This is a genomic window from Streptomyces sp. NPDC007346 (assembly GCF_040703535.1).
GTDB lineage: Bacteria > Actinomycetota > Actinomycetes > Streptomycetales > Streptomycetaceae > Streptomyces.
In genome coordinates, this window is record NZ_JBEYKR010000126.1 from 1 (window position 1) to 20,208 (window position 20,208).

Sequence of the window (20,208 nt, forward strand, 5' to 3'; positions counted from 1 at the left end):
CCCCGTGGAGTGGTGGGCATCGCCATGCCGTGGTGGAGCGGCGGGCACGGTGTCGCGACGACAAGGGTGCCGCGACAACAAGGGCGGGCGGCCCGGAGAGTGACTTCCGGACCGCCCGCGCTCGAAACGTCAGGCTGTGGTGCGTCAGTTGTTGCCGACGCCGTTGCCCGAGAGAACCGGGATGTCGTCCAGGATGTGCGACAGCGGCTCGTCGCCCTTGGCCTGGGAGGAGTTGTCGGTGCACTGCTGGTTCTGCGGGTTGGACAGGACGTTGACGTCCTGGACCGTGATCGGCACGAGGCCGATGAGCGAACCGACGTTGACCTTGGCGGGCAGGCCGACGCAGAGCTTGTTCAGGGTGCCCTGGACAAGCTGGTTCTGCGGGCTCCAGTTGCCCTCGGTCTCGGCGTTGCCGATCTCCGACTCGGCACCGTTGCCGTTGACGGTGGTGGTGCCACCGTCGTTGCCGATCGCCATGGCCGTGGGAGCCGCGACTGCGGACAGACCGAGCAGGGACACGGCCACTGCGGCGCCGGCCATCATCTTCTTCATCAACTTCACCTTTCGGAGCGTCCCGTTGTGGAACGTACTGATCAACTGCCGCCGGGCCTGATCGGTTGCGCAGTACCACTCAAATGGGTTCGTTCGGGCACAAGGTCGACGCCGCTCCCCCATTTTCCGGGGCCTCAGCCACCGGGAGCCTCGCCCGACGTACGTGCCGCCGGTACGAAACCGCCGCCGCGGCGGGGGGCGGGCTCCTGAGGCGGTTCGGAGAGCGGGTGGTCGTGTCCGGCCGCCCGCCACTCGGCGACGAGCCGGTCGTAGATCGGTGTGCCGCCCGGTGCGGGCCACGGCTCTCCGAGCGGCGAGGTCTGACTGTCGTACGGATCCATGCAGAGGCCCTACCCGGCCCGGCGCGGATCGTCAGCCGGGGCTACGGCATCCGGCCCAACCGGGTGCCCCAACCGGGTGCCCCAACCGGGGCACCGACCGGGAGGCGTCGGCCGGGCGTCCCCGGAACACGCCGAAGGGCCGGCCCGTCCGGGCGGCGAAGAACGGTCGCCGCACGGTGGGCCGGCCCCACGCGGGTCACGCGGTGCGGACCGGGGCTACCCGGTCTCAGTTGTTGCCGGTGCCGTTGCCGGAGAGGATCGGGATGTCGTTCAGCAGGTGCGACAGAGCCTCGTCACCCTTCGACTGGGTGGAGTTCTCGGTGCACTGCTGGTTCTGCGGCGAGGACAGGACGTTGATGTCCTGGACCGAGATCGGCACGAGGCCGACGAGCGAACCGAGGTTGGCCTTGGCCGGCAGGGCGATGCAGGGCTTGTTCAGCGAGCCCTGGATGAGCGCGAACTGCGGGCTCCAGTCACCGTGGGTCTCGGAGTTGCCGTACGACTGCGAGGCGCCGTTGCCGTTGACCGTGGTCGTGCCTCCGTCGTTGGTGATCGCCATGGCCTGCGTCGAGCCGAGCCCGAGGATGGAGGCGGCGACAGCGCCCGTAGCCAGAACCTTCTTGATCACGATTAACCCTTCTCGTACTGGTCACCCCGTAGCGGAGCGCCCTGACCAACTCGGCGGCGGGCGTTTGGTGACGTCCATTCACCCGAATGCCGGGCACGGGGGCGCACTGGGCGGGAGTGCGACGGAACGCGCCTGCGCGCGCCTTTAACACCGTCTCCGTCGGCACGGCCATCTGTTCGTGAAGGAATTGCGGACGCGGCGTCCGAGGCGTCCGCCCGAACGGGTCGACATACACGGACCGCCCTCACGCGACGCACCCACCGCCGTATCGCGCCCCTGAAGGTCAACGCATCGCATGGAAGCGAAAGTTGGGGCCGAATCGTTTCCCTCCAACGGAGGCCGGGTCAGGGCACGGTTCACCCGAATCATCCGTTCGGGTGATTACATAATTTCCACGCCCATCCGAGTTTCCCGCAGGCCTTCAGATCGTTATGGCAGTCGTCCAGCGCGCATGTGTAACGACTTTCACCATGGCTTCCCGTGGGAATCCGGGGGGCCGCCACAGCAGCGGCACCACCCGACGGCTCCGCGCGCGAAGCACCCACGCGTATGTCCTCGCGAATGTCCTAGGAAGGGCAAGTAATGCGACAGGCCTTGAACAGAAGCATGATCGTCATGGCGGCCGCGTCGGGCCTCCTGGCCGCGGCCGGCGGCTCCGCGTACGCCGATGCGTCGGCCGAGGGCGCTGCCGTCGGTTCCCCGGGGGTCGGTTCGGGCAATGCCGTGCAGGTGCCCGTGCACATCCCGGTCAACGCGTGCGGCAACACCGTCAATGTGATCGCCCTGTTGAACCCCACGTTCGGCAACGCCTGCGCGAACGTGAGCTCCAGCGGCCACGACGACGATTACGGATACGGCAACGGCGGCAACGGTGGGAACGGCACGGGCGGTTCCAGCGCCGAGGGCGTGGCGGCCGACTCTCCCGGCGTCCTTTCCGGCAACCTCGTCCAGGCCCCCGTCCACGTGCCGTTGAACGTGTGCGGCAACACCGTGAACATCGTCGGTGCGCTCAACCCGGCCTTCGGCAACCAGTGCGCGAACGTGAGCGGCCCGGGGAAGGACTACCCGCCCACCGAGCCGCCGACCGAGGAGCCCCCGGTCGAGGAGCCGCCCACGGAGGAGCCCCCGGCCGAAGAGCCGCCCACGGAGGAGCCGCCGACCGAGGAGCCGCCGGTCGACCAGCCCCCGACCGAGGAGCCGCCCACCGAGGAGCCCCCGGTCGACCAGCCGCCCACGGAGGAGCCCCCGGCCGAAGAGCCGCCCGTGGACCAGCCGCCGGTCGACGAGCCCCCGGCCGAGGAGCCGCCGACCGACACCCCTGGTTCGGACACCCCCGGGTCGAACACGCCCGGCTCCGACACCGACGGCCTGGCCGACACCGGTGCGGCCGGTCTCGGCCTGGCGGCAGGCGCCAGCGCCGCGCTGCTGCTCGGCGGAGCGGCGCTGACGCGCCGCACCCGCGACGCGCGGGACTGACGGCCCGCCCGCCACGGGAACGAGGTCCGGCCGGACAGCGGGGACTGTCCGGCCGGACCTTTCGCACGCCCCGAACGGGCGCGAGACTTCGAGGAACGGACAGGCCGGAGAGGGGTCGGAACGTGGCAGCGGCGTTACGTATCGGGGTGATCGGCGGCAGCATCGCCGGGTGCGCGGCGGCCGTCGCGGGCACCCGGGCAGGGGCGGAGGTCACCGTCTACGAGCGCAGTGGCGCCGAGCTCCAGGACCGGGGCTTCGGCATCGTGATGCCGCCGCCGCTCCACCGGGAGCTGGTCGGCCGCGGCTATCTGGAGGCGGGGATGGAGACCGCACCGGTGGCGACGCGGGTCTGGCTGACCCGGGAGCCGGGCGGGCGCTCGACACGGGAGCTGGCCCGCCAGACCTCCCCCGTGACCCCGTGCAACTGGGGCCTTCTGTGGCGGTCGTTGCGCGCGAGCGCGGGTGCGGTGCGCTATCTGCGGGGGCAGCCCGTCACCTCGGTCGGCGAGGACCGTGACGGGCGGGCGGTGATCACCACCGCGCGGGGCGAGGAGCGGTACGACGTCGTGGTGGGGGCCGACGGACACGCCTCGCGCACCCGGCAGTTGCTCGCCCCGGGGCTGCTTCCGGAGCCGGCCGGCTATCCGGTCTGGCGCGGGGCGATCCCGCTGAGCGCGCTGGCGGAACACCCCCGGGAGCTGGAGCTGCTGCGCGGTGCGTGGGTGACGCTGGGGTTCCCGGGCGGGCACGGCATCTTCTATCTGATCCCGGGCGCACCGCGGGACGGCGCACCCGCCGGGCCGGACGACCGGCTGCTCGCGTACGCCGTCTACGGCAGGCCGCCCGCCACCCGGGCGGCCGATCCGGGGCCGTACGTACGCGAGTTGGCCCAGGAGCACTTCCCGGCGGCGTGGGCGCAGATCGTCGCCCACGGCACGCACCGGACGACGGCCTGCCATCCGGTCGCCGACGTCCAGGTCCCGCGGGCCGCCAGGGCGCCGCTGCTGCTCGCGGGGGACGCGGCCGGGGTGAGCAGGCCGCACACGGCGAGCGGCGCGGTCAAGGCGTTGCAGGACGCGCTCTGCCTGGAGCGGGTGCTGCTCGAGGGGCCGACGGTGGCCGCGGCGCTGGAGCGGTACGCGGACGAACGTACGGCGGCGGGCGCCCGCCTGGTGGAGCTGGGGCGCCGCATGGGCCGCGCCCAGGTGGAGGAGACCCCCGACTGGGCGGCCATGGGACAGGACGAGGTGGACGCCTGGTTCCGCGGGGTGCTCGCGGGGACTCGGCACTACCTGTACGCGCAGGAGGCCAGGGCCGATTAGGGCGTGACGCGTTCGAAGACGGCGGCGAGTGCCTGGCCGCCGCCGATGCACATCGTCTCCAGGCCCAGGCGGCCCTCCCGGCGGACGAGTTCGCGGGTGAGCGTGGCGAGGATGCGGGCGCCGGTGGCGCCGACCGGGTGGCCGAGCGAGATGCCCGACCCGTTGACGTTGACGCGCTGTTCGTGGTCGGTCTCGCCGAGGCCCAACTCCCGTGTGCAGGCCAGGACCTGGGCGGCGAACGCCTCGTTCAGCTCGATCAGGTCGAGGTCGGCGAGGGTGAGCTGGGCCCGGTCCAGTGCCGTGCGGGTGGCGGCGACGGGGGCGATGCCCATGGTGGCGGCGGGGACTCCGGCGCGGGCGCAGGAGACGAGGCGGACGAGCGGGGTGAGGCCGAGGCGTTCGGCGGTTTCGGCGCTGGTGACCAGGCAGGCGGCGGCCGCGTCGTTCTGGCCGCTGGCGTTGCCGGCCGTGACGGTGGCCTCCGGGTCGGACTTCGCCATCACCGGGCGGAGGGCGGCGAGTTGCTCCGCGGTGGTGTCGGGGCGAGGGTGTTCGTCGGCGGTGACGGTGGACTCGCCCTTGCGGGTGCGTACGGTGACGGGGACGGTCTCCGCCGCGTACCGCCCCTCGGCGGTGGCGCGGGCCGCCCGCTGCTGCGAGCGCAGGGCCAGGGCGTCCTGGTCGGCGCGGCTGATCCCGTACTCCCGGCGCAGGTTCTCGGCGGTCTCGATCATGCCGCCGGGGACCGGGTGGCGGACGCCTCCGGCGGTGATCCGGCCCCGGGCGAGGGAGTCGTGGAGCTGGAGGCCGGGGCCCTTGATGCCCCAGCGTCCGTCGTGGGTGTAGTAGGGCGCGGCGCTCATGACGTCGACGCCGCCCGCGATCACCACGTCGCTGAAGCCGGTCCTGATCTGCATGGCCGCGTCCAGCACCGCCTGGAGCCCCGAACCGCAGCGGCGGTCGATCTGGGTGCCGGTGACGGTGGTGGGGAGCCCGGCGTCCAGGGCGGCGACCCGGCCGATGGCGGGGGCCTCGCTGGTCGGGTAGGCGTGGCCGAGGATCACCTCGTCGACCCGGTCGGGGTCGATGCCCGTGCGGGCGACGACCTCGGCGATGACGTGCGCGGCGAGCGAGGCCGGTGTCTGCTGCGCGAACGCTCCGCCGAAGCGGCCGATGGGGGTGCGCAGCGGTTCGCAGATGACGACTTCGAGCGGCACGGCGGGGCCTTTCCTGGGGCGGGCGAGGTGCGGGGGGCGGCGTGGCCTTCGCATCCGACTCGACCTTCGCATCCGGTCACCGAGTCGGTCCAATATCGAATGCGCGCCGGGTTGAGAGGCCGCCGGTCTCAGTAGCGGTCACGCACGGGGGTCGGCAGCGCCTCCTGCGCCACGGCGAGCACCGCGCGCAGGGCGGCGGAGGGGTTGTCGGCCCGCCAGGCCAGGGCCGCCCGGAGGCGGATGGGGGGCCCGGCGACGGGGCGGTAGACCAGGCCGTTCTGCTGGATGTGCTGGACGGAGGTGACCGTGAGGGTGACGCCGACCCCGGCGGCGACCAGGGCGAGGATCGTGTACGAGTCGGGGGCCTCCTGGACGACGCGCGGGGTGAATCCGGCGCTCTCGCAGGCCTCGGTCATGGCGTCGCGGACGGTGGAGCCGGAGTTGGCGGGGAAGGAGACGAACGGTTCGCCGGCGAGTACGGCGAGGGGTACGGCCTCGCGGCGGGCGAGCGGGTGGTCGAAGGGCAGGGCGCAGACCAGCTCCTCCTCGTCGATCACCCGGTGGGCGACGCCGGGCCGGGTCACCGGCAGCCGGACGAAGCCGAGGTCGAGCGAGCCGTCGGCGACCCGGGCCAGGGCGGTGTTGGCGTACGTCTGGCCGGTCATGACGAGTTCGAGCCCGGGGTGGGCGGCGCGCACGGCCCGGGTGAGCCGGGGCAGCGTCTCGTGACTGGAGGCCCCGGCGAAGCCGATGGTGACCCGGCCGTACTCGCCCCTCCCCGCCGATCTGGCGGCCCGGACGGCGGTGTCCAGGTCGTCCAGGACGCTCCGTACGGGTTCGAGGAAGGACTCCCCCGCGCTGGTGAGCCGGACCGAGCGGGTGTTGCGGTGGAAGAGCTGGACGCCTAGCTCCCTCTCCAGCTGGCGGATCCGCTGGCTCAACGGTGGCTGGGCCATCTGGAGCCGCTTGGCGGCCCGGCCGAAGTGCAGTTCCTCGGCCACGGCGAGGAACGCGTCGAGGTGGCGTAGTTCCATATCCATACTCCTGGCGTCTCGATCCGACCTTAATTCGGTATTGGACAGCCATCAATGGGCGCTGACACCGTGGGACCACCACATACCGACGGCACTTCGACGACTAGGGGCAGCGTGGACCGGAAGGCCGGGGCGGCCGCGGCGGCCGGCAAGGTCATGTCGATGAGGGAGGCCGTCGCCGCCTTCGTCCATGACGGGGACACCGTGAGCCTCGAAGGGTTCACCCATCTCGTCCCGACCGCCGCCGGGCACGAGATCATCCGGCAGGGCCGCCGGGATCTCACGGTCGTCCGGATGACGGCGGACATCGTGGTGGACCAGATGCTGGCCGCCGGGTGCGTGACGCGGCTGGTCTCCTCCTTCGTGGGCAACTCCTCCGCCGGTTCGCTCGGTGAGCTGCGGCGGCGTGTCGAGCACGCCGATCCCGAGCCGCTGGCGTTCGAGGAGTACAGCCACTACGGGATGGTCTGCCGCTACCTCGCCGGTGCGCAGCGGCTGCCGTTCCACCCGCTGCGCTCGTACGCGGGCAGCGACCTGCCGAAGGTCAACCCCGGGATGCGTAAGGTCACTTCGCCCTACCCGGCCGCCGACGGGACCACCGAGCAGATCTACGTCGTGCCGCCCGTCAACCCGGACGTGACGATCATCCACGCCCAGCGCGCCGACCGCCGGGGCAACACCCAGATCTGGGGGCTGACCGGCGTCCAGGCCGAGGCGGTGTACGCGGCGGAGAAGGCGGTCGTGGTGGTGGAGGAGCTGGTGGCGGACGAGGTCGTCCGCGCGGACCCGAACCGCACCCTCGTCCCGGCCCACGCGGTCGACGCGGTGGTGCTCTGCCCGCGCGGGGCGCACCCCTCGTTCGCGCAGGGCTACTACGACCGGGACAACGCCTTCTACCGGGCCTGGTCCGCGATCAGCAAGGACCCGGCGCGGCTGCGGGAGTGGCTGGCGCAGTGGGTGTACGGGACCGCCGACCACGCGGAGTACGTGGCGAAGCTGGGCGAGGAGTTCTGGGCCGGCCTCGCGGTCGGCGAGGCGCTGAGCGAGCCGGTGAACTACGGGAGGCGGCTGTGAGCGAGGAGCGTGCGACGGCCGTGCGGTCCGTCACCTCGGCCGAGCGGCTCTCCGTCGTCGCCGCGCGTGAACTGGCGGGCCGGCGGACCGTGTTCGCGGGGATCGGGCTGCCGACGCTCGCCGTCGAGCTGGCGCGGCTGACCGTGGCGCCGGGGATCGAGGTGGTGTACGAGTCCGGGGTCTGCGGCGCGCACCCCTCCCACCTCCCGGAGACCATCGCGGACGCGGTCCTGATCACGGGGGCCGAGGCGGTGCTGTCGATGCCCGCGCTGTTCGGCTGCGTGCTCCAGGGCGGCCACATCGACGTCGGCTTCCTGGGGGCCGCGCAGATCGACCGGTGGGGCAACCTCAACACCTCGGTGATCGGGGAGTGGGAGAGCCCGTCGGTGCGGCTGCCGGGCTCCGGGGGCGCGGTCGAGGTGATGGCCAACGCCCGGGAGGTGTTCGTCGTGATGCGCCGCCACACGCCCCGCTCCTTCGCCGCCGTGCTCGACTTCTGCACCACACCCGGCCCGGACCGGGCGCTCGCGGACGGCATCCGCCCGCTGGGCACCGGCGTCACCCGGGTCATCACCGAGCTGGGCATCCTCGCCCGCGACGGTGTCGGGGACGAGCTGAGGCTGGTCGCCGTGCACCCCGGGGTCACCGTCGAGCAGGTCAGGGCCGCGACCGGCTGGGAGCTGAAGGTGGCCGGCACGGTCGCGACGGTGGACGGGCCCACGGATGCGGAGCTGCGGCTCCTGCGCGACGATGTCGACCCGCGCCGGGTCTACCTCCGCTGACCCGGGACTGTTCCCAGCCCGTTCCCGTTCCCGTTTCCCTCTCCGTTTCCCTCTCCGCTTCCCTCTTCGCCTTCCTTCTGCTGTCCCTCCGTTTTCCCCTCCGTCGAAAGGGCCCCAACCGCCATGCTTATCAGGATCGTCGGAGCCGGGGCCATGGGCCGCGGCATCGCCCAGTGGGCGGCGAGCGCGGGGCACACCGTGGAGCTGGGCGACGTACGGGCCGAAGCGGTGAAGGACGCCGTCGGCTTCGTGGCCTCGATGCTGGACAGGGCGGTGGTCAAGGGCCGGATGTCCGCCGCCGACCGCGACGCCTCCGTGGCGCGGCTGGTGCCGCTGGCCGACCCGTGGGCGGCCGGGCCGGAGGTGGAGCTGGTCATCGAGGCCGTACGGGAGGACCTGGAGACCAAGGCCGAGGTGTTCGGCCGGCTGGAGCAGGCGCTGCCCGCCTCCGCCGTCTTCGCGACCAACACCTCCTCCCTGTCGGTGACCCGGATCGCGGCGACCCTCCAGGACCCCTCGCGCCTGGCCGGGCTGCACTTCTTCAACCCGGTGCCGCTGATGCGGATCGTGGAGGTGGTGCCGGGTGCGGCGACCCGCCCGGAGATCCCGGCCGCGCTGGCAGAGCTGGTGGAGGGGTGCGGGCACCGGGCGGTGACCGTCGCCGACACCCCCGGCTTCCTCGTCAACCACGCGGGACGGGGGCTGGTGACGGAGGCGCTCGCGCTGCTGGAGGAGTCGGTGGCGGGGCCGGCCGACATCGACCGGATCGCGCGGGACGTGCTGGGCCTGCGGATGGGTCCGTTCGAGCTGATGGACCTCACCGGGCTCGACGTCACGGCCGCGGTGATCGACTCGATCTGGCAGGGCTTCCGGTACGAGGACCGGCTGCGCCCGTCCTACCTCACCCCGAACCGGGTGGTGGCGGGGCTGCACGGCCGCAAGACCGGGCAGGGCTGGTACGCGTACGGCGAGGGCGCCGAGGGGCCCGCCCCGGAGGCGGCGGTGACCGGGAACGGCGACCGGCCGGTGTTCCTGGCCGCGAGCGGGTCCGTGGAGACGACGTCGTACGTGGAGGCCCTCTCCGGTGCTCTGGAGGCGGCGGGCGTCCGGATCGAGCGGGGCGAGGGGCCGTCCGCCGAGGCGCTGGTGCTGGTGCCGGGGTGGGGGACGACGGTGTCCGGTGCGATCAGGGCGGGCGGGCTGCCGGCGGAACGCACGCTGGGCGTGGAGGTGCTGCCCGCGGCCGGACTGCGGCGGGTCCTCGCGGTGACGGCCGCCACCGATCCGGCGGCGGCCCGGGACGGCCGGGCGGTGCTGGCGCGGGCGGCGGCCGATGAGCCGCACGCCGTGACGGTGGTGCGGGACACGGCGGGCTCGGTGGCGCAGCGGCTGGTCTCGTCGATCGTCGCGGTCGGCGCCTCGATCGCGGAGCGGTCGCTCGCCACCCCGGCCGACATCGACCTGGCGGTGACGACCGGTCTCGGCTATCCGGCCGGGCCGCTGGCCTGGGGCGAGCGGATCGGGGCCCGGCGGCTGCTGAAGCTCCAGCGGGCGCTGCACGCGGCGACGGGCGACCCGCGCCACCGGCCGACGCGCTGGGTGACGGAACGGGCGGACCTGGGGCTCGCGCTGACCGAGGCGGGGACCTCGGTGGACGACTGCCGGGGGTGAGTTCGCCCGGTCGGCGCGTACGGGCGTTGTGCCCGGTCGGCGGGCACGGTCGGCGCGTACGGGCCGTGCGCCCGGTCGGTGCGTACGGGCGGCGCGCACGGACAGCGTGCACGGGCGGTGCACCCGGTCGGCGCGCACCCGAGCGGCGTGCCCGGACGTGCGCGCCCGTCCGGTGCGTACCGGCGCGCGCGTCCGATTCGTACAAGACCGTCGGGACCTGCCGCCTCTACGGTCGTTCCATGACTCCACGATTCGACGCGATCAGCATCGTCACGGCGGACCTGCCCGCCTCGCTCGCCTTCTACCGCAGGCTCGGCCTCGACATCCCGGCCGGGGCGGAGTCCGCCCCGCATGTGGAGGTGGTCCTGCCGGGCGGGCAGCGGCTGCTGTGGGACACCGAGGACGTCGTCCTCTCGTACGACCCGAGCTGGGAGCGCCCGGCGGGCGGGGAGCGGCTGGGGCTGGCGTTCGTCTGTGACAGCCCGGCGGAGGTGGACGCCCTGTACGCGGAGCTGACGGGTGCCGGTCACACCGGGCACCTGAAGCCGTGGGACGCGGTGTGGGGGCAGCGTTACGCGGTGGTGCTGGACCCGGACGGCTGCGGGGTCTCGCTGTTCGCACCGGCTGCCGCGAAGTAGGCCCCCAGGGTGGTGCCGGCCAGGTCGCGCATCTCGCGTGCGAGGTGCGCCTGGTCGGTGCAGCCCGCCGCGCAGGCCGCTTCGGCGTACGGGAGGCCGGTGCGGATGAGCTCCAGGGCGCGCTGGAGGCGGAGGATCCGGGCCAGGGTCTTGGGGCCGTAGCCGAACACGGCCAGGGAGTGGCGGTGGAGTTGGCGGGCGCCGAGCCCGGCCTCCGCCGCCGTCGCGGCGACGGTCCTGCCCCGGCGCAGCCCCTCGGCGACGGCGACCGTCCGGGGGTCTGGGGGCCCGGTGTCGGCGATCCGGTCCAGGGCGATGCGCTCCAGGGCCTCGGCGGGGTCGGGGGCCCGCTCGATCCGCTCGGCGAGCCGGCGTACGGCTGCCGAAGGCCAGAGGTCGGTGAGCTCGGCCCGCCGGTCGCGCAGCAGTGACGCCGGTACGCCGAGGAGTACGGGTGCGGTGCCGGGGGCGAACCGGATCGCGGCGCAGGAGTCGCGGTTCTGCGGCTCCACCTCGAAGGCGTGGGTGTCCGGCCCGGCGACGACGATGCGGCCGCCGGTCCAGATCAGGTCCATGCAGCCGTCGGGCAGCACGGAGCGGGCCTCCCGCGGCGGGCGGTCGGGGGCGTCCCAGGTCCAAACGACGGCGCCGGGCAGCCGGGAGGGCCTCTCCTGGTAGCGCCGGGGTTCCTGAGGCATGTCTCCACGCTAGGAGCCGGTCGGCCCGGAGTCGTCCCGGGGCTGCCCGGACTCCTTGCCCGGCCTGCCGTTCTCCCTGGGGCGCCTGGTCTCCTTCGGCTCCTTGGGGTCCTTGGGGTCCTTGGTTCCTTTGGAGTCCCTGGCTCCTTTGGGGTCCCTGGATTCCTTCTCCCAGGTCGACTGGAGCCGCGACTTGACGTCGTCGGGCGGCAGGAAGCGGGACCAGCGCTCGGGGAACTCCGAGGGCATGTAGGCGGGGTCGTCGTCCTCCTCCTCGTCGACGGCCGCGTTGCCCCGGACGGCCGGGCGGGTCCGGGCGACGAACTCGGCGGCCTGCGCGGCCCGGACGCGTTCGGTGGCCTGGCGGGCGGCGGCGGTGGCGAGCGAGGGCCACACCCGGTCGATGGCCGCGTTGACCGCCGCGCCGACCAGGACGGCGAAGGCGGAGATACCGATCCAGAGCAGGACGGCGATGGGCGCCGCCAGGGAGCCGTAGATCGTCGGTCCCTCGACCGTGCTGGTGAGGTAGATCCGCAGCAGGAAGCTGCCCACCACCCACATCCCGAGCGCCACGAGCGCCCCGGGGACGTCCTCGATCCAGGGCGAACGGACGGGGACGGACACGTGGTAGAGCGTCGTGAGGAACGCGATCGTCAGCACGATGACCAGCGGCCAGTAGAGGACGGCGATGACCTCGGTGCCCCAGGGCACGAACTCGACGACCCGGTCGGGGCCGACGACGAGCAGCGGCAGCACCACCGCGCCCAGCAGCAGGGCGACGACGTACAGCAGGAAGGCGAGCAGCCGGGTCTTGACGATGCCGCGGTGGCCGTCGAGCCCGTACATGACGGTGATGGTGTCGATGAAGACGTTCACCGCGCGGGAGCCGGACCACAGGGCGATGGCGAAGCCGATGGAGATGACGTCGGGGCGGGCGCCGGTGGTGACGTCGGCGAGCAGCGGTTTGGCGAAGTCGTTGACCCCGCGCTCGGAGAGCACGGTCTGCGACGCCGAGAGGATGTTGCGCTCGATGGAGGCGACCGTGGTGGTGCTCGTCCACTCGTCGACGTAACCGAGCAGCCCGATCAGGCCGAGCAGCAGCGGGGGCAGGGAGAGCAGGGTGAAGAACGCCGCCTCGGCCGCCAGCCCGAGGATCCGGTACTCCATGCACGAGTTGACGGTGTCCTTGAGCAACTGCCATACCATCCGCCGCTTGGAGACGTTGCGGTAGAGGACTCGGGCCCGGTGGAGCCGGCCCGGTGGCCGCTCGGGTGTTTCATTTGCTGCCTGCACCTCCTTACCGTATCGGCATGGCAGCCACCACTCACACAGTGACCAATCAGGTTCCGCCGCTGGTCGGCTATGACGTCTACGCCGCGGACCGGGCCCTGTCCGAGGCAGTCGAACGGCACATCGAACCGGGCGTCCTGCCCGAGGCGCGGGAGGAGCTCGGGACGCTCGGGAGGTCCGCGGGTTCGGCGCAGGCCCAGGAGTGGGGTGCGCAGGCGAACGAGCATCCGCCCGTTCTGCGCACCCATGACCGGTATGGGAACCGGATCGACGCAGTGGAGTTCCATCCGGCCTGGCACCGGCTCCTGGGGCACGCGGTCGCCGCCGGGCTGACCGACGCCTGGGGCCGTCCGGCCGGCCATGTGCGGCGTGCGGCCGGGTTCCTGGTCTGGACGCAGGCCGAGGCGGGGCACGGCTGCCCGCTCTCGATGACGCACGCCGCGGTGCCCGCGCTGCGGACCGACCCGGTGCTGGCCGCCGAGTGGGAGCCGCGGCTGACCTCGTACGTGTACGAGGAGGGGCTGGCGCCCGCGCGGGAGAAGGCCGGGGTGCTCTTCGGGATGGGCATGACGGAGAAGCAGGGCGGCACCGACGTGCGGTCCAACACGACCCGGGCGGAGCCGGTCTCCGGCGAGGGTGAGTATCTGCTCACCGGGCACAAGTGGTTCTGTTCGGCGCCGATGTCCGACGGGTTCCTGGTGCTGGCGCAGGCGCCGGGCGGGCTGACGTGCTTCCTGGTGCCGCGCGTCCTGCCCGACGGCACGCGCAACGTGTTCGCGATCCAGCGGCTGAAGGACAAGCTGGGCAACAGGTCCAACGCCTCCGGCGAGGTCGAGTTCGACGGGACCTGGGCCCGCCGGGTCGGTGAGGAGGGGCGCGGGGTGCGCACCATCATCGAGATGGTGGCGGCCACCCGGCTGGACTGCGTGCTCGGTTCGGCGGCGCTGATGCGGCAGGCGGTGGCGCAGGCGATCCACCACGCCACCTACCGCAGCGCCTTCGGCGGGCTGCTGATCGACAAGCCGCTGATGCGCAACGTCCTGGCCGACCTGGCGCTGGAGTCGGAGGCGGCCACCGTCCTGGCGATGCGGCTGGCCTCCGCGTACGACACGGACACCGAGGAGGAGCGGGCGTTCCTGCGGATCGCGGTGCCCGCCGCCAAATACTGGGTGACCAAGCGGTGCACGCCGGTCGTGGGCGAGGCGCTGGAGTGCCTGGGCGGCAACGGGTACGTGGAGGAGTCGGGGATGCCCCGGCTGCTGCGTGAGGCGCCGCTCAACTCGATCTGGGAGGGCTCGGGCAACGTACAGGCGCTGGACGTGCTGCGGGCGCTCCAGCGGGAGCCGCAGGCGCTGGAGGCGTTCCTGCGGGAGGTCGGCAAGGCGCGCGGGGCCGATCACCGGCTGGACGCGGCCATCAAGGACCTGCTGACCGAGCTGGCGGACCTGGAGGGGATCGAGGCGCGGGCGCGGCGCCTGGTGGAGCGGATGGCGCTGGTGCTCCAGGGTTCGCTGCTGGTGCGCTGGGCGCCGCCGGAGGTCTCCGACGCGTTCTGCGCCTCGCGGCTGGGCGGGGACTGGGGTTCGGCGTTCGGGACGCTGCCGCACAGTCCGGATCTGGCCTCGGTGGTGGCGCGGGCCCGGCCGGTCGCGGAGTAGGCGCCGACGGGGAAGCGACGGAGGGTGGTGCTGCGCCGACACGGCACCACCCTCCATGCCTGAACCGCGCCGCGCGCCGGGCACGGGCCCGGCGTGCGACACGCTCCCACTGTCGTACGTTCTGATGGGACATCGCCAGAGTTGCAAAGGGTTGCAACCGATTGTGCGCCGCACGGCGGGGCGCACCCGGGCGGCAGGATGGGGCCGGGTGTTCCGGGGGAACAGCGGGGAACAAGGGGGACCATGAGTCAGACGGGTTCTGCCGGGGTGGTGCGGGTGATCGGCCAGGAGGCGGACCGCGCGGCCCGGCTGCTCCACCGGGCCAGGGAGGCCCGGCTGGCGGGTGAGCGGACCTCCGCCGCCCCTCGGGCGGAGATCGGCGCCTCCTGGGACCGGGCCGTACGCAGCGGCATCGACCCCGGTCAGTCGCCGGAGAGCGAGCTGCTGCGGGCGGAGGAGATCGAGCACCGGCGGCACAGCACGGCGCTCGGCGAGGTGATGCCGCTGCTGCGGGCGGGGCTCGCCTCCATCGCCGACGCCGCGCAGCAGATCATGGTGGTCACCGACGCCGAGGGCCGGGTGCTGTGGCGCCAGGGCCATTCCGGGGTGCTCCACCGGGCGCACGACATCTGCCTGGAGGAGGGGGCCGCCTGGGCGGAGGCGGCGACGGGGACGAACGCGATCGGTACGGCGCTGGCCGCCCGCGCTCCCATCCAGGTCCACTCGGCCGAGCACTTCATCCGGGCCCTGCACAACTGGACCTGTGCGGCGGCCCCGGTCCGTGATCCGCGGGACGGCCGGCTGGTGGGGATCGTCGACATCAGCGGTCCTGCCTCCACCTTCCATCCGGCGACGCTGGCCCTGGTGGACTCGGTGGCGCGGCTCGCCGAGGGTGAGATCCGCACCCGCCATCTGGTGGCGATCGAGCGGCTGCGCGCGGTGGCGGCGCCGATCCTGTGCCGGCTGGGGGGCCGGGCGCTGGTGGTGGACGCCCACGGGCGGCTGGCGGCGGTGACGGGGATGCCGCCGGTGGACCGGCTGCCGTTGCCGAAGTCGCTGGTGGCGGGGAGGGTGTGGCTGCCCTCGCTCGGCATGTGCCGGGTGGAGCCGCTGCCGGGCGGCTGGCTGGTGCAGGTGTCGGACAGTACGGCGGAGGGGGCGCCGCGCCGGGCGGTGCTCGATCTGAGCCGGCCGCGGGCGCTGGCCGTGCATCTGGTGGGCCCGCTGGGCACCTCCACGCAGCGGCTCTCGCCGCGCCACGCGGAGCTGCTGTACGCGCTGGCGGTGCACCGTGAGGGGCGTACGGCCTCGGAGCTGGCGCAGGACATCTTCGGGGACGCGACCCGGACGGTGACGGTACGGGCCGAGGTCTCCCGGCTCCGGCGCCATCTGGCGGAGGTGCTGGCGCACCGCCCGTACCGCTTCGGGGAGGGGGTGGAGGTGGAGGTGGTCCATCCGGAGCACCCGGCCGACCTGCTGCCGCACTCGAAGGCGCCGGTGGTGGTGGGGGCCCGGCAGCGGGCCGGGACGCCCTGACCGGCTCCGATGGGCGGGCCCGCTGTGCACCGGCCGGCGGCGGCATGGTTTTCTGGCCGCCATGAGCAACCCCGCGCACTCCCCCGCACCGACCGGCGACGCGACCCAGGCGACCGTGGCGACGGAGACGACCCAGGTGACCGATGCGGCCCCGGCGGCACCGGCGGCCTCAGCAGTCCCGGCGGCACCGGTGGCCCCGGCGACCAGCGAGGTGACCGTCTGGTCGCTGGAGCAGACGTCCCCCGCCGATCTGCGGCCCGCCGCCGTACCGGAGGGTGACGTACGGATCGTGCGGTCCGAGGTGCCGCTGCCGGAGTTCAGCCGCTTCCTCTACACGGCGGTGGGCGGCGACATCCGGTGGACCGACCGGCTGGGGATGACGTACGACCAGTGGCAGGAGCTGCTCCAGCGGCCCGGGGCGGAGACCTGGGTGGCGTACGTGAACGGGACGCCGGCCGGGTACATCCAGCTGGACGCCCAGGACGACGGCGTGGTGGAGATCCTGTACTTCGGGCTGATCGCGGCCTTCCGGGGGCGGCGGATCGGCGGCCACCTCCTCTCGTACGGGGCGGCGCGCGCCTGGGACCTGGCGGAGCGGTGGCCCGAGCGGCCGGCGACGCAGCGGGTGTGGCTGCACACCTGCTCGAAGGACGGCCCGCACGCGATGGACAACTATCTGCGCCGGGGTTTCCGGCTCTTCGACACGAAGACCGAGGTGGAGCCGGACGTGGCGACTCCGGGGCCGTGGCCGGGAGCGTACGGCACCCCCACCACCTCCTGAATCTCCGAGCCGGGGCCATCACCCCGGCTCCCCCCTGGGGCGATTTGTCCCCGTTGCCACCGGCATGGCCACCGGCGCAGCATGTGACCGCCACCACATCGTCTCATTCTGTGAGACCATGTCGTCCACATTGCGGATAGTGGTGGACTGTCCCGAGATCCGCGTGACACGCTTCCGTCATGTCTGGAACTGGAATTGCCTTGGTGAGTCGACGCCACGTCGACCTCTGCCGCATGTCCAGCGCCATCTGTCCGGCGAGCTGAGAGTCCCAGCACCCGCCCACCCCTCTTACCTCTGAACTGCCCCGCGCACCGCCGCGCCTCAGCGCGAGTGTGCCGCTCAGAGCCGCCCTCCTGCAGTCCCGAAGGACGTACTGTCATGGCCGCTACCCCGCAACAGCCTGCGCCCGCCACGCCCCGCCGCAAGGCCGGACGCCACCGTGGCGAGGGCCAGTGGGCCGTGGGCCACCACACCCCTCTCAACGGGAACGAGCAGTTCAAGAAGGACGACGACGGTCTCAACGTACGGACACGTATTGAGACGATCTACTCCAAGCGCGGTTTCGACTCCATCGACCCCAACGACCTGCGTGGACGCATGCGTTGGTGGGGGCTGTACACCCAGCGCAAGCCCGGCATCGACGGCGGCAAGACGGCCGTGCTGGAGCCGGAGGAGCTGGACGACAAGTTCTTCATGCTGCGCGTCCGCATCGACGGCGGCCGGCTGACCACCCAGCAGCTGCGGGTGATCGGCGAGATCTCCCAGGAGTTCGCGCGCGGGACCGCCGACCTCACCGACCGGCAGAACGTGCAGTACCACTGGATCCGGATCGAGGACGTGCCGGAGATCTGGCGGCGCCTCGAAGAGGTGGGCCTGTCCACCACCGAGGCCTGCGGTGACACGCCCCGCACGATCCTCGGCTCGCCCGTCGCGGGCGTCGCGGAGAACGAGATCATCGACGGCACGCCCGCCATCGACGAGATCCAGCGCCGGTTCATCGGCAACCCCGACTTCTCCAACCTGCCCCGCAAGTTCAAGACGGCGATCTCCGGCTCCCCGCACCTGGACGTGGCGCACGAGATCAACGACATCGCCTTCGTCGGCGTGAACCACCCCGAGCACGGCCCCGGCTTCGACCTCTGGGTCGGCGGCGGCCTCTCCACCAACCCCAAGCTCGGGGTGCGCCTGGGCGCCTGGGTGCCGGTGGACGAGGTCCCCGACGTGTTCGGCGGGGTCATCGGGATCTTCCGCGACTACGGCTACCGGCGGCTGCGCACCCGTGCCCGCCTGAAGTTCCTCGTCGCGGACTGGGGCCCGGAGAAGTTCCGCCAGGTGCTGGAGGACGACTACCTGCAGCGCAAGCTGGTCGACGGCCCCGCGCCCGAGGAGCCCGCCCAGACCTGGCGCGACCACCTCGGGGTGCACCGGCAGAAGGACGGCCGCTTCTACGTCGGCTTCGCCGCGCGGGTGGGCCGGGTCGACGGCGCCACGCTCACCAAGATCGCCGAGGTGGCCGAGGCACACGGTTCGGGCCGGGTGCGCACCACCGCCGAGCAGAAGATGATCGTGCTGGACGTGGCCGAGGAGCAGGTCGAGTCCCTGGTCGCCGGTCTGGAGGCGCTCGACCTCAAGGTCACGCCCTCCCCGTTCCGGCGCGGCACGATGGCCTGCACCGGCATCGAGTTCTGCAAGCTGGCGATCGTCGAGACGAAGGCGCGCGGCGCGGCCCTCATCGACGAACTGGAGCGCCGCATCCCGGAGTTCGACGAGCCGATCACCATCAACATCAACGGCTGCCCGAACGCCTGCGCCCGCATCCAGGTCGCCGACATCGGCCTCAAGGGCCAGTTGATGCTGGATGAGAACGGCGAGCAGGTCGAGGGCTACCAGGTGCACCTGGGCGGGGCGCTCGGCCTGGACGCCGGGTTCGGCCGCAAGGTCCGTGGCCTGAAGGTCACTTCGGCCGAGCTGCCGGACTACGTCGAGCGGGTGCTCGGCCGCTTCCAGGAGGAGCGCGAGGACGGCGAGCGCTTCGCGACCTGGGCGGCGCGCGCCAGTGCGGAGTCGCTGTCATGAGCGAGCGAGCCGCCCCGTTCCACTGCCCGTACTGCGGCGACGAGGACCTGCGCCCCAACGAGGCCGGCCACGGCGCCTGGGAATGCGCCTCCTGCAACCGTGCGTTCCAGCTGAAGTTCCTGGGTCTGCTGGCCCGGGGCGTCCAGCGCAACGACGGTGAAGGAGACCGGATATGACGGGCACTCTGATCGGCCAGGACCTCACCGACCAGCAGCTGCGGGAACTGGCCGAACAGGCCGGGCGGGAGCTGGAGGACGCCTCCGCCACCGAGATCCTGACGTGGGCCACCGACACCTTCGGGCCCCGCTTCTGCGTCACCTCCTCCATGGAGGACGCCGTGGTCGCGCACCTGGCGTCCCGGGTCATGCCGGGCGTGGACGTGGTCTTCCTGGACACCGGCTACCACTTCCCCGAGACCATCGGCACCCGGGACGCGGTGGACGCGGTGATGGACGTCAACGTCATCACGATCACCCCGCGGCGGACGGTGGCCGAGCAGGACGCGGAGCACGGCGAGAAGCTGCACGACCGCGACCCCGACCTGTGCTGCGCGCTGCGCAAGGTGGGGCCGCTGGAGGACGGCCTGACCGCGTACACCGCGTGGGCGACGGGGCTGCGCCGCGACGAGTCCCCGACCCGGGCGAACACCCCGGTCATCGGCTGGGACACCAAGCGCCGCAAGGTGAAGGTCTCCCCCATCGCCCGCTGGAGCCAGGACGACGTGGACGCCTACGTGCTGGAGCACGGGGTGCTCACCAACCCGCTACTGATGGACGGTTACGCCTCCGTCGGCTGCGCGCCCTGCACCCGCCGGGTGCTGGAGGGCGAGGACGCTCGGGCCGGCCGCTGGGCCGGACGCGGCAAGACCGAATGCGGGCTGCACGGCTGATGACGACTGATCAGGAGAGTTCGATGAGCGTGACGGAGACGGGAGCCACGATCTGGCTGACCGGTCTGCCGAGCGCGGGCAAGACCACCATCGCGTACGAGCTGGCGGGCCGGCTGCGGACCGAGGGCCACAAGGTGGAGGTGCTCGACGGCGACGAGATCCGGGAGTTCCTCTCGGCGGGGCTCGGCTTCTCCCGCGAGGACCGGCACACCAACGTGGCCCGGATCGGCTTCGTCGCCGAACTGCTCGCCGCCAACGGCGTGAAGGTGCTGGTCCCCGTCATCGCCCCGTTCGCCGACAGCCGCGAGGCGGTCCGCAAGCGGCACGCCGCCGAGTCCACCACCTACCTGGAGGTGCACGTCGCGACGCCCGTCGAGGTGTGCTCCGTACGGGATGTGAAGGGGCTGTACGCCAAGCAGGCGGCCGGTGAGATCAGCGGTCTCACCGGGATCGACGACCCCTACGAGGCGCCCGAATCGCCCGACCTGCGCATCGAGTCGCACCAGCAGACCGTGCAGGAGTCCGCAGCGGCGCTCCACGCGCTG

21 protein-coding genes are annotated in these 20,208 nt (G+C 72.7%); 14 read left to right on the top strand and 7 right to left on the bottom strand.

From position 1 onward, the window contains the following. Positions 1–144: 144 nt before the first annotated feature. The 3 genes from AB0917_RS26470 to AB0917_RS26480 all read right to left on the bottom strand — a co-directional run bounded on the left by AB0917_RS26470 (position 145) and on the right by AB0917_RS26480 (position 1,521). Complete coding sequence (locus tag AB0917_RS26470) at positions 145–552, bottom strand: rodlin (protein ID WP_366822179.1); 408 nt, start codon at positions 550–552, stop codon at positions 145–147. 134 nt (positions 553–686) lie between these two features. Further along, positions 687–893: a hypothetical protein gene (locus tag AB0917_RS26475; protein WP_366822180.1), complete on the bottom strand. Its 207-nt coding sequence runs from the start codon at positions 891–893 to the stop codon at positions 687–689. Between the two features lie 226 nt (positions 894–1,119). Further along, positions 1,120–1,521, bottom strand: coding sequence for a rodlin (locus AB0917_RS26480; RefSeq protein WP_366822181.1), 402 nt, complete (start codon positions 1,519–1,521; stop codon positions 1,120–1,122). Positions 1,522–2,103: 582 nt separating this feature from the next. Between AB0917_RS26480 and AB0917_RS26485 the strand changes: the two genes are divergently transcribed. Both AB0917_RS26485 and AB0917_RS26490 read left to right on the top strand, forming a co-directional pair. Then, entirely contained in the window at positions 2,104–2,997 is an 894-nt protein-coding gene (locus AB0917_RS26485) for a chaplin (protein ID WP_366822182.1), read from the top strand. Between the two features lie 122 nt (positions 2,998–3,119). After that, positions 3,120–4,319 carry an FAD-dependent monooxygenase gene (locus tag AB0917_RS26490; RefSeq protein ID WP_366822183.1) on the top strand — a complete coding sequence of 400 codons (1,200 nt, stop codon included), beginning with the start codon at positions 3,120–3,122 and terminating at the stop codon, positions 4,317–4,319. Here AB0917_RS26490 and AB0917_RS26495 read toward each other — a convergent pair. Together AB0917_RS26495 and AB0917_RS26500 are read right to left on the bottom strand one after the other, a co-directional pair. Next, positions 4,316–5,536 (bottom strand): acetyl-CoA C-acetyltransferase, encoded by a 1,221-nt coding sequence (locus tag AB0917_RS26495; protein ID WP_366822184.1) that lies wholly within the window; start codon positions 5,534–5,536, stop codon positions 4,316–4,318. The genes AB0917_RS26490 and AB0917_RS26495 overlap by 4 nt on opposite strands. A 128-nt stretch (positions 5,537–5,664) precedes the next feature. Next, positions 5,665–6,570: a LysR family transcriptional regulator gene (locus AB0917_RS26500; protein ID WP_366822185.1), complete on the bottom strand. Its 906-nt coding sequence runs from the start codon at positions 6,568–6,570 to the stop codon at positions 5,665–5,667. A 156-nt stretch (positions 6,571–6,726) separates the two neighbouring features. Between AB0917_RS26500 and AB0917_RS26505 the strand changes: the two genes are divergently transcribed. The 4 genes from AB0917_RS26505 to AB0917_RS26520 all read left to right on the top strand — a co-directional run bounded on the left by AB0917_RS26505 (position 6,727) and on the right by AB0917_RS26520 (position 10,735). Then, positions 6,727–7,644, top strand: coding sequence for a CoA-transferase (locus AB0917_RS26505; protein ID WP_366822198.1), 918 nt, complete (start codon positions 6,727–6,729; stop codon positions 7,642–7,644). Continuing rightward, positions 7,641–8,426, top strand: coding sequence for a CoA-transferase (locus AB0917_RS26510; protein ID WP_366822186.1), 786 nt, complete (start codon positions 7,641–7,643; stop codon positions 8,424–8,426). The genes AB0917_RS26505 and AB0917_RS26510 overlap by 4 nt, the downstream gene beginning before the upstream one ends. Before the next feature lie 123 nt (positions 8,427–8,549). Next, positions 8,550–10,097, top strand: a complete 1,548-nt coding sequence (locus tag AB0917_RS26515) for a 3-hydroxyacyl-CoA dehydrogenase (RefSeq protein ID WP_366822187.1) — start codon at positions 8,550–8,552, stop codon at positions 10,095–10,097. A gap of 239 nt (positions 10,098–10,336) precedes the next feature. After that, positions 10,337–10,735, top strand: a complete 399-nt coding sequence (locus tag AB0917_RS26520) for a VOC family protein (protein WP_366822188.1) — start codon at positions 10,337–10,339, stop codon at positions 10,733–10,735. Here the strand turns inward: AB0917_RS26520 and AB0917_RS26525 are convergent. Further along, entirely contained in the window at positions 10,669–11,433 is a 765-nt protein-coding gene (locus tag AB0917_RS26525) for a helix-turn-helix domain-containing protein (RefSeq protein WP_366822189.1), read from the bottom strand. The two genes, AB0917_RS26520 and AB0917_RS26525, sit on opposite strands and share 67 nt — an antisense overlap. Positions 11,434–11,442: 9 nt before the next feature. Beyond that, positions 11,443–12,726 carry a YhjD/YihY/BrkB family envelope integrity protein gene (locus AB0917_RS26530; protein ID WP_366822190.1) on the bottom strand — a complete coding sequence of 428 codons (1,284 nt, stop codon included), beginning with the start codon at positions 12,724–12,726 and terminating at the stop codon, positions 11,443–11,445. 17 nt (positions 12,727–12,743) lie between these two features. Here AB0917_RS26530 and AB0917_RS26535 point away from each other — a divergent pair, with 17 nt between their 5' ends. From AB0917_RS26535 to cysC, 8 genes are all read left to right on the top strand, one after another. After that, on the top strand, positions 12,744–14,381 hold the full coding sequence (locus AB0917_RS26535) for an acyl-CoA dehydrogenase family protein (RefSeq protein WP_366822191.1): 1,638 nt from the start codon (positions 12,744–12,746) through the stop codon (positions 14,379–14,381). A 243-nt stretch (positions 14,382–14,624) separates the two neighbouring features. Then, a complete protein-coding gene (locus tag AB0917_RS26540) occupies positions 14,625–15,917 on the top strand; it encodes a GAF domain-containing protein (protein ID WP_366822192.1) in 1,293 nt (430 codons plus the stop codon). 61 nt (positions 15,918–15,978) lie between these two features. Next, positions 15,979–16,698, top strand: coding sequence for a GNAT family N-acetyltransferase (locus AB0917_RS26545; RefSeq protein ID WP_366822193.1), 720 nt, complete (start codon positions 15,979–15,981; stop codon positions 16,696–16,698). A gap of 179 nt (positions 16,699–16,877) precedes the next feature. Further along, positions 16,878–16,961 carry a putative leader peptide gene (locus AB0917_RS26550; protein ID WP_316944184.1) on the top strand — a complete coding sequence of 28 codons (84 nt, stop codon included), beginning with the start codon at positions 16,878–16,880 and terminating at the stop codon, positions 16,959–16,961. Positions 16,962–17,076: 115 nt separating this feature from the next. Beyond that, the gene (locus AB0917_RS26555) at positions 17,077–18,774 is read left to right on the top strand and encodes a nitrite/sulfite reductase (protein ID WP_366822194.1); all 1,698 of its coding nucleotides are present in this window, start codon (positions 17,077–17,079) and stop codon (positions 18,772–18,774) included. Further along, positions 18,771–18,950 (top strand): hypothetical protein, encoded by a 180-nt coding sequence (locus tag AB0917_RS26560; RefSeq protein ID WP_366822195.1) that lies wholly within the window; start codon positions 18,771–18,773, stop codon positions 18,948–18,950. Before AB0917_RS26555 ends, AB0917_RS26560 begins: the two co-directional genes overlap by 4 nt. Further along, complete coding sequence (locus AB0917_RS26565; RefSeq protein ID WP_366822196.1) at positions 18,947–19,663, top strand: phosphoadenylyl-sulfate reductase; 717 nt, start codon at positions 18,947–18,949, stop codon at positions 19,661–19,663. Before AB0917_RS26560 ends, AB0917_RS26565 begins: the two co-directional genes overlap by 4 nt. Next, a partial coding sequence (gene cysC, locus AB0917_RS26570; RefSeq protein WP_366822197.1) for an adenylyl-sulfate kinase occupies positions 19,663–20,208 on the top strand: 546 nt, incomplete at its 3' end. The genes AB0917_RS26565 and cysC, both read left to right, overlap by 1 nt.

Excerpts from the sequence above, each read along its gene's own strand:
- AB0917_RS26470 (WP_366822179.1), bottom strand. The coding sequence starts at position 552 with ATGAAGAAGATGATGGCCGGCGCCGCAGTGGCCGTGTCCCTGCTCGGT.
- AB0917_RS26475 (WP_366822180.1), bottom strand. The coding sequence starts at position 893 with ATGGATCCGTACGACAGTCAGACCTCGCCGCTCGGAGAGCCGTGGCCC.
- AB0917_RS26485 (WP_366822182.1), top strand. The coding sequence starts at position 2,104 with ATGCGACAGGCCTTGAACAGAAGCATGATCGTCATGGCGGCCGCGTCG.
- AB0917_RS26500 (WP_366822185.1), bottom strand. The coding sequence starts at position 6,570 with ATGGAACTACGCCACCTCGACGCGTTCCTCGCCGTGGCCGAGGAACTG.
- AB0917_RS26505 (WP_366822198.1), top strand. The coding sequence starts at position 6,727 with ATGTCGATGAGGGAGGCCGTCGCCGCCTTCGTCCATGACGGGGACACC.
- AB0917_RS26515 (WP_366822187.1), top strand. The coding sequence starts at position 8,550 with ATGCTTATCAGGATCGTCGGAGCCGGGGCCATGGGCCGCGGCATCGCC.
- AB0917_RS26520 (WP_366822188.1), top strand. The coding sequence starts at position 10,337 with ATGACTCCACGATTCGACGCGATCAGCATCGTCACGGCGGACCTGCCC.
- AB0917_RS26525 (WP_366822189.1), bottom strand. The coding sequence starts at position 11,433 with ATGCCTCAGGAACCCCGGCGCTACCAGGAGAGGCCCTCCCGGCTGCCC.
- AB0917_RS26535 (WP_366822191.1), top strand. The coding sequence starts at position 12,744 with ATGGCAGCCACCACTCACACAGTGACCAATCAGGTTCCGCCGCTGGTC.
- AB0917_RS26540 (WP_366822192.1), top strand. The coding sequence starts at position 14,625 with ATGAGTCAGACGGGTTCTGCCGGGGTGGTGCGGGTGATCGGCCAGGAG.
- AB0917_RS26545 (WP_366822193.1), top strand. The coding sequence starts at position 15,979 with ATGAGCAACCCCGCGCACTCCCCCGCACCGACCGGCGACGCGACCCAG.
- AB0917_RS26550 (WP_316944184.1), top strand. The coding sequence starts at position 16,878 with ATGTCTGGAACTGGAATTGCCTTGGTGAGTCGACGCCACGTCGACCTC.
- AB0917_RS26555 (WP_366822194.1), top strand. The coding sequence starts at position 17,077 with ATGGCCGCTACCCCGCAACAGCCTGCGCCCGCCACGCCCCGCCGCAAG.
- AB0917_RS26560 (WP_366822195.1), top strand. The coding sequence starts at position 18,771 with ATGAGCGAGCGAGCCGCCCCGTTCCACTGCCCGTACTGCGGCGACGAG.
- AB0917_RS26565 (WP_366822196.1), top strand. The coding sequence starts at position 18,947 with ATGACGGGCACTCTGATCGGCCAGGACCTCACCGACCAGCAGCTGCGG.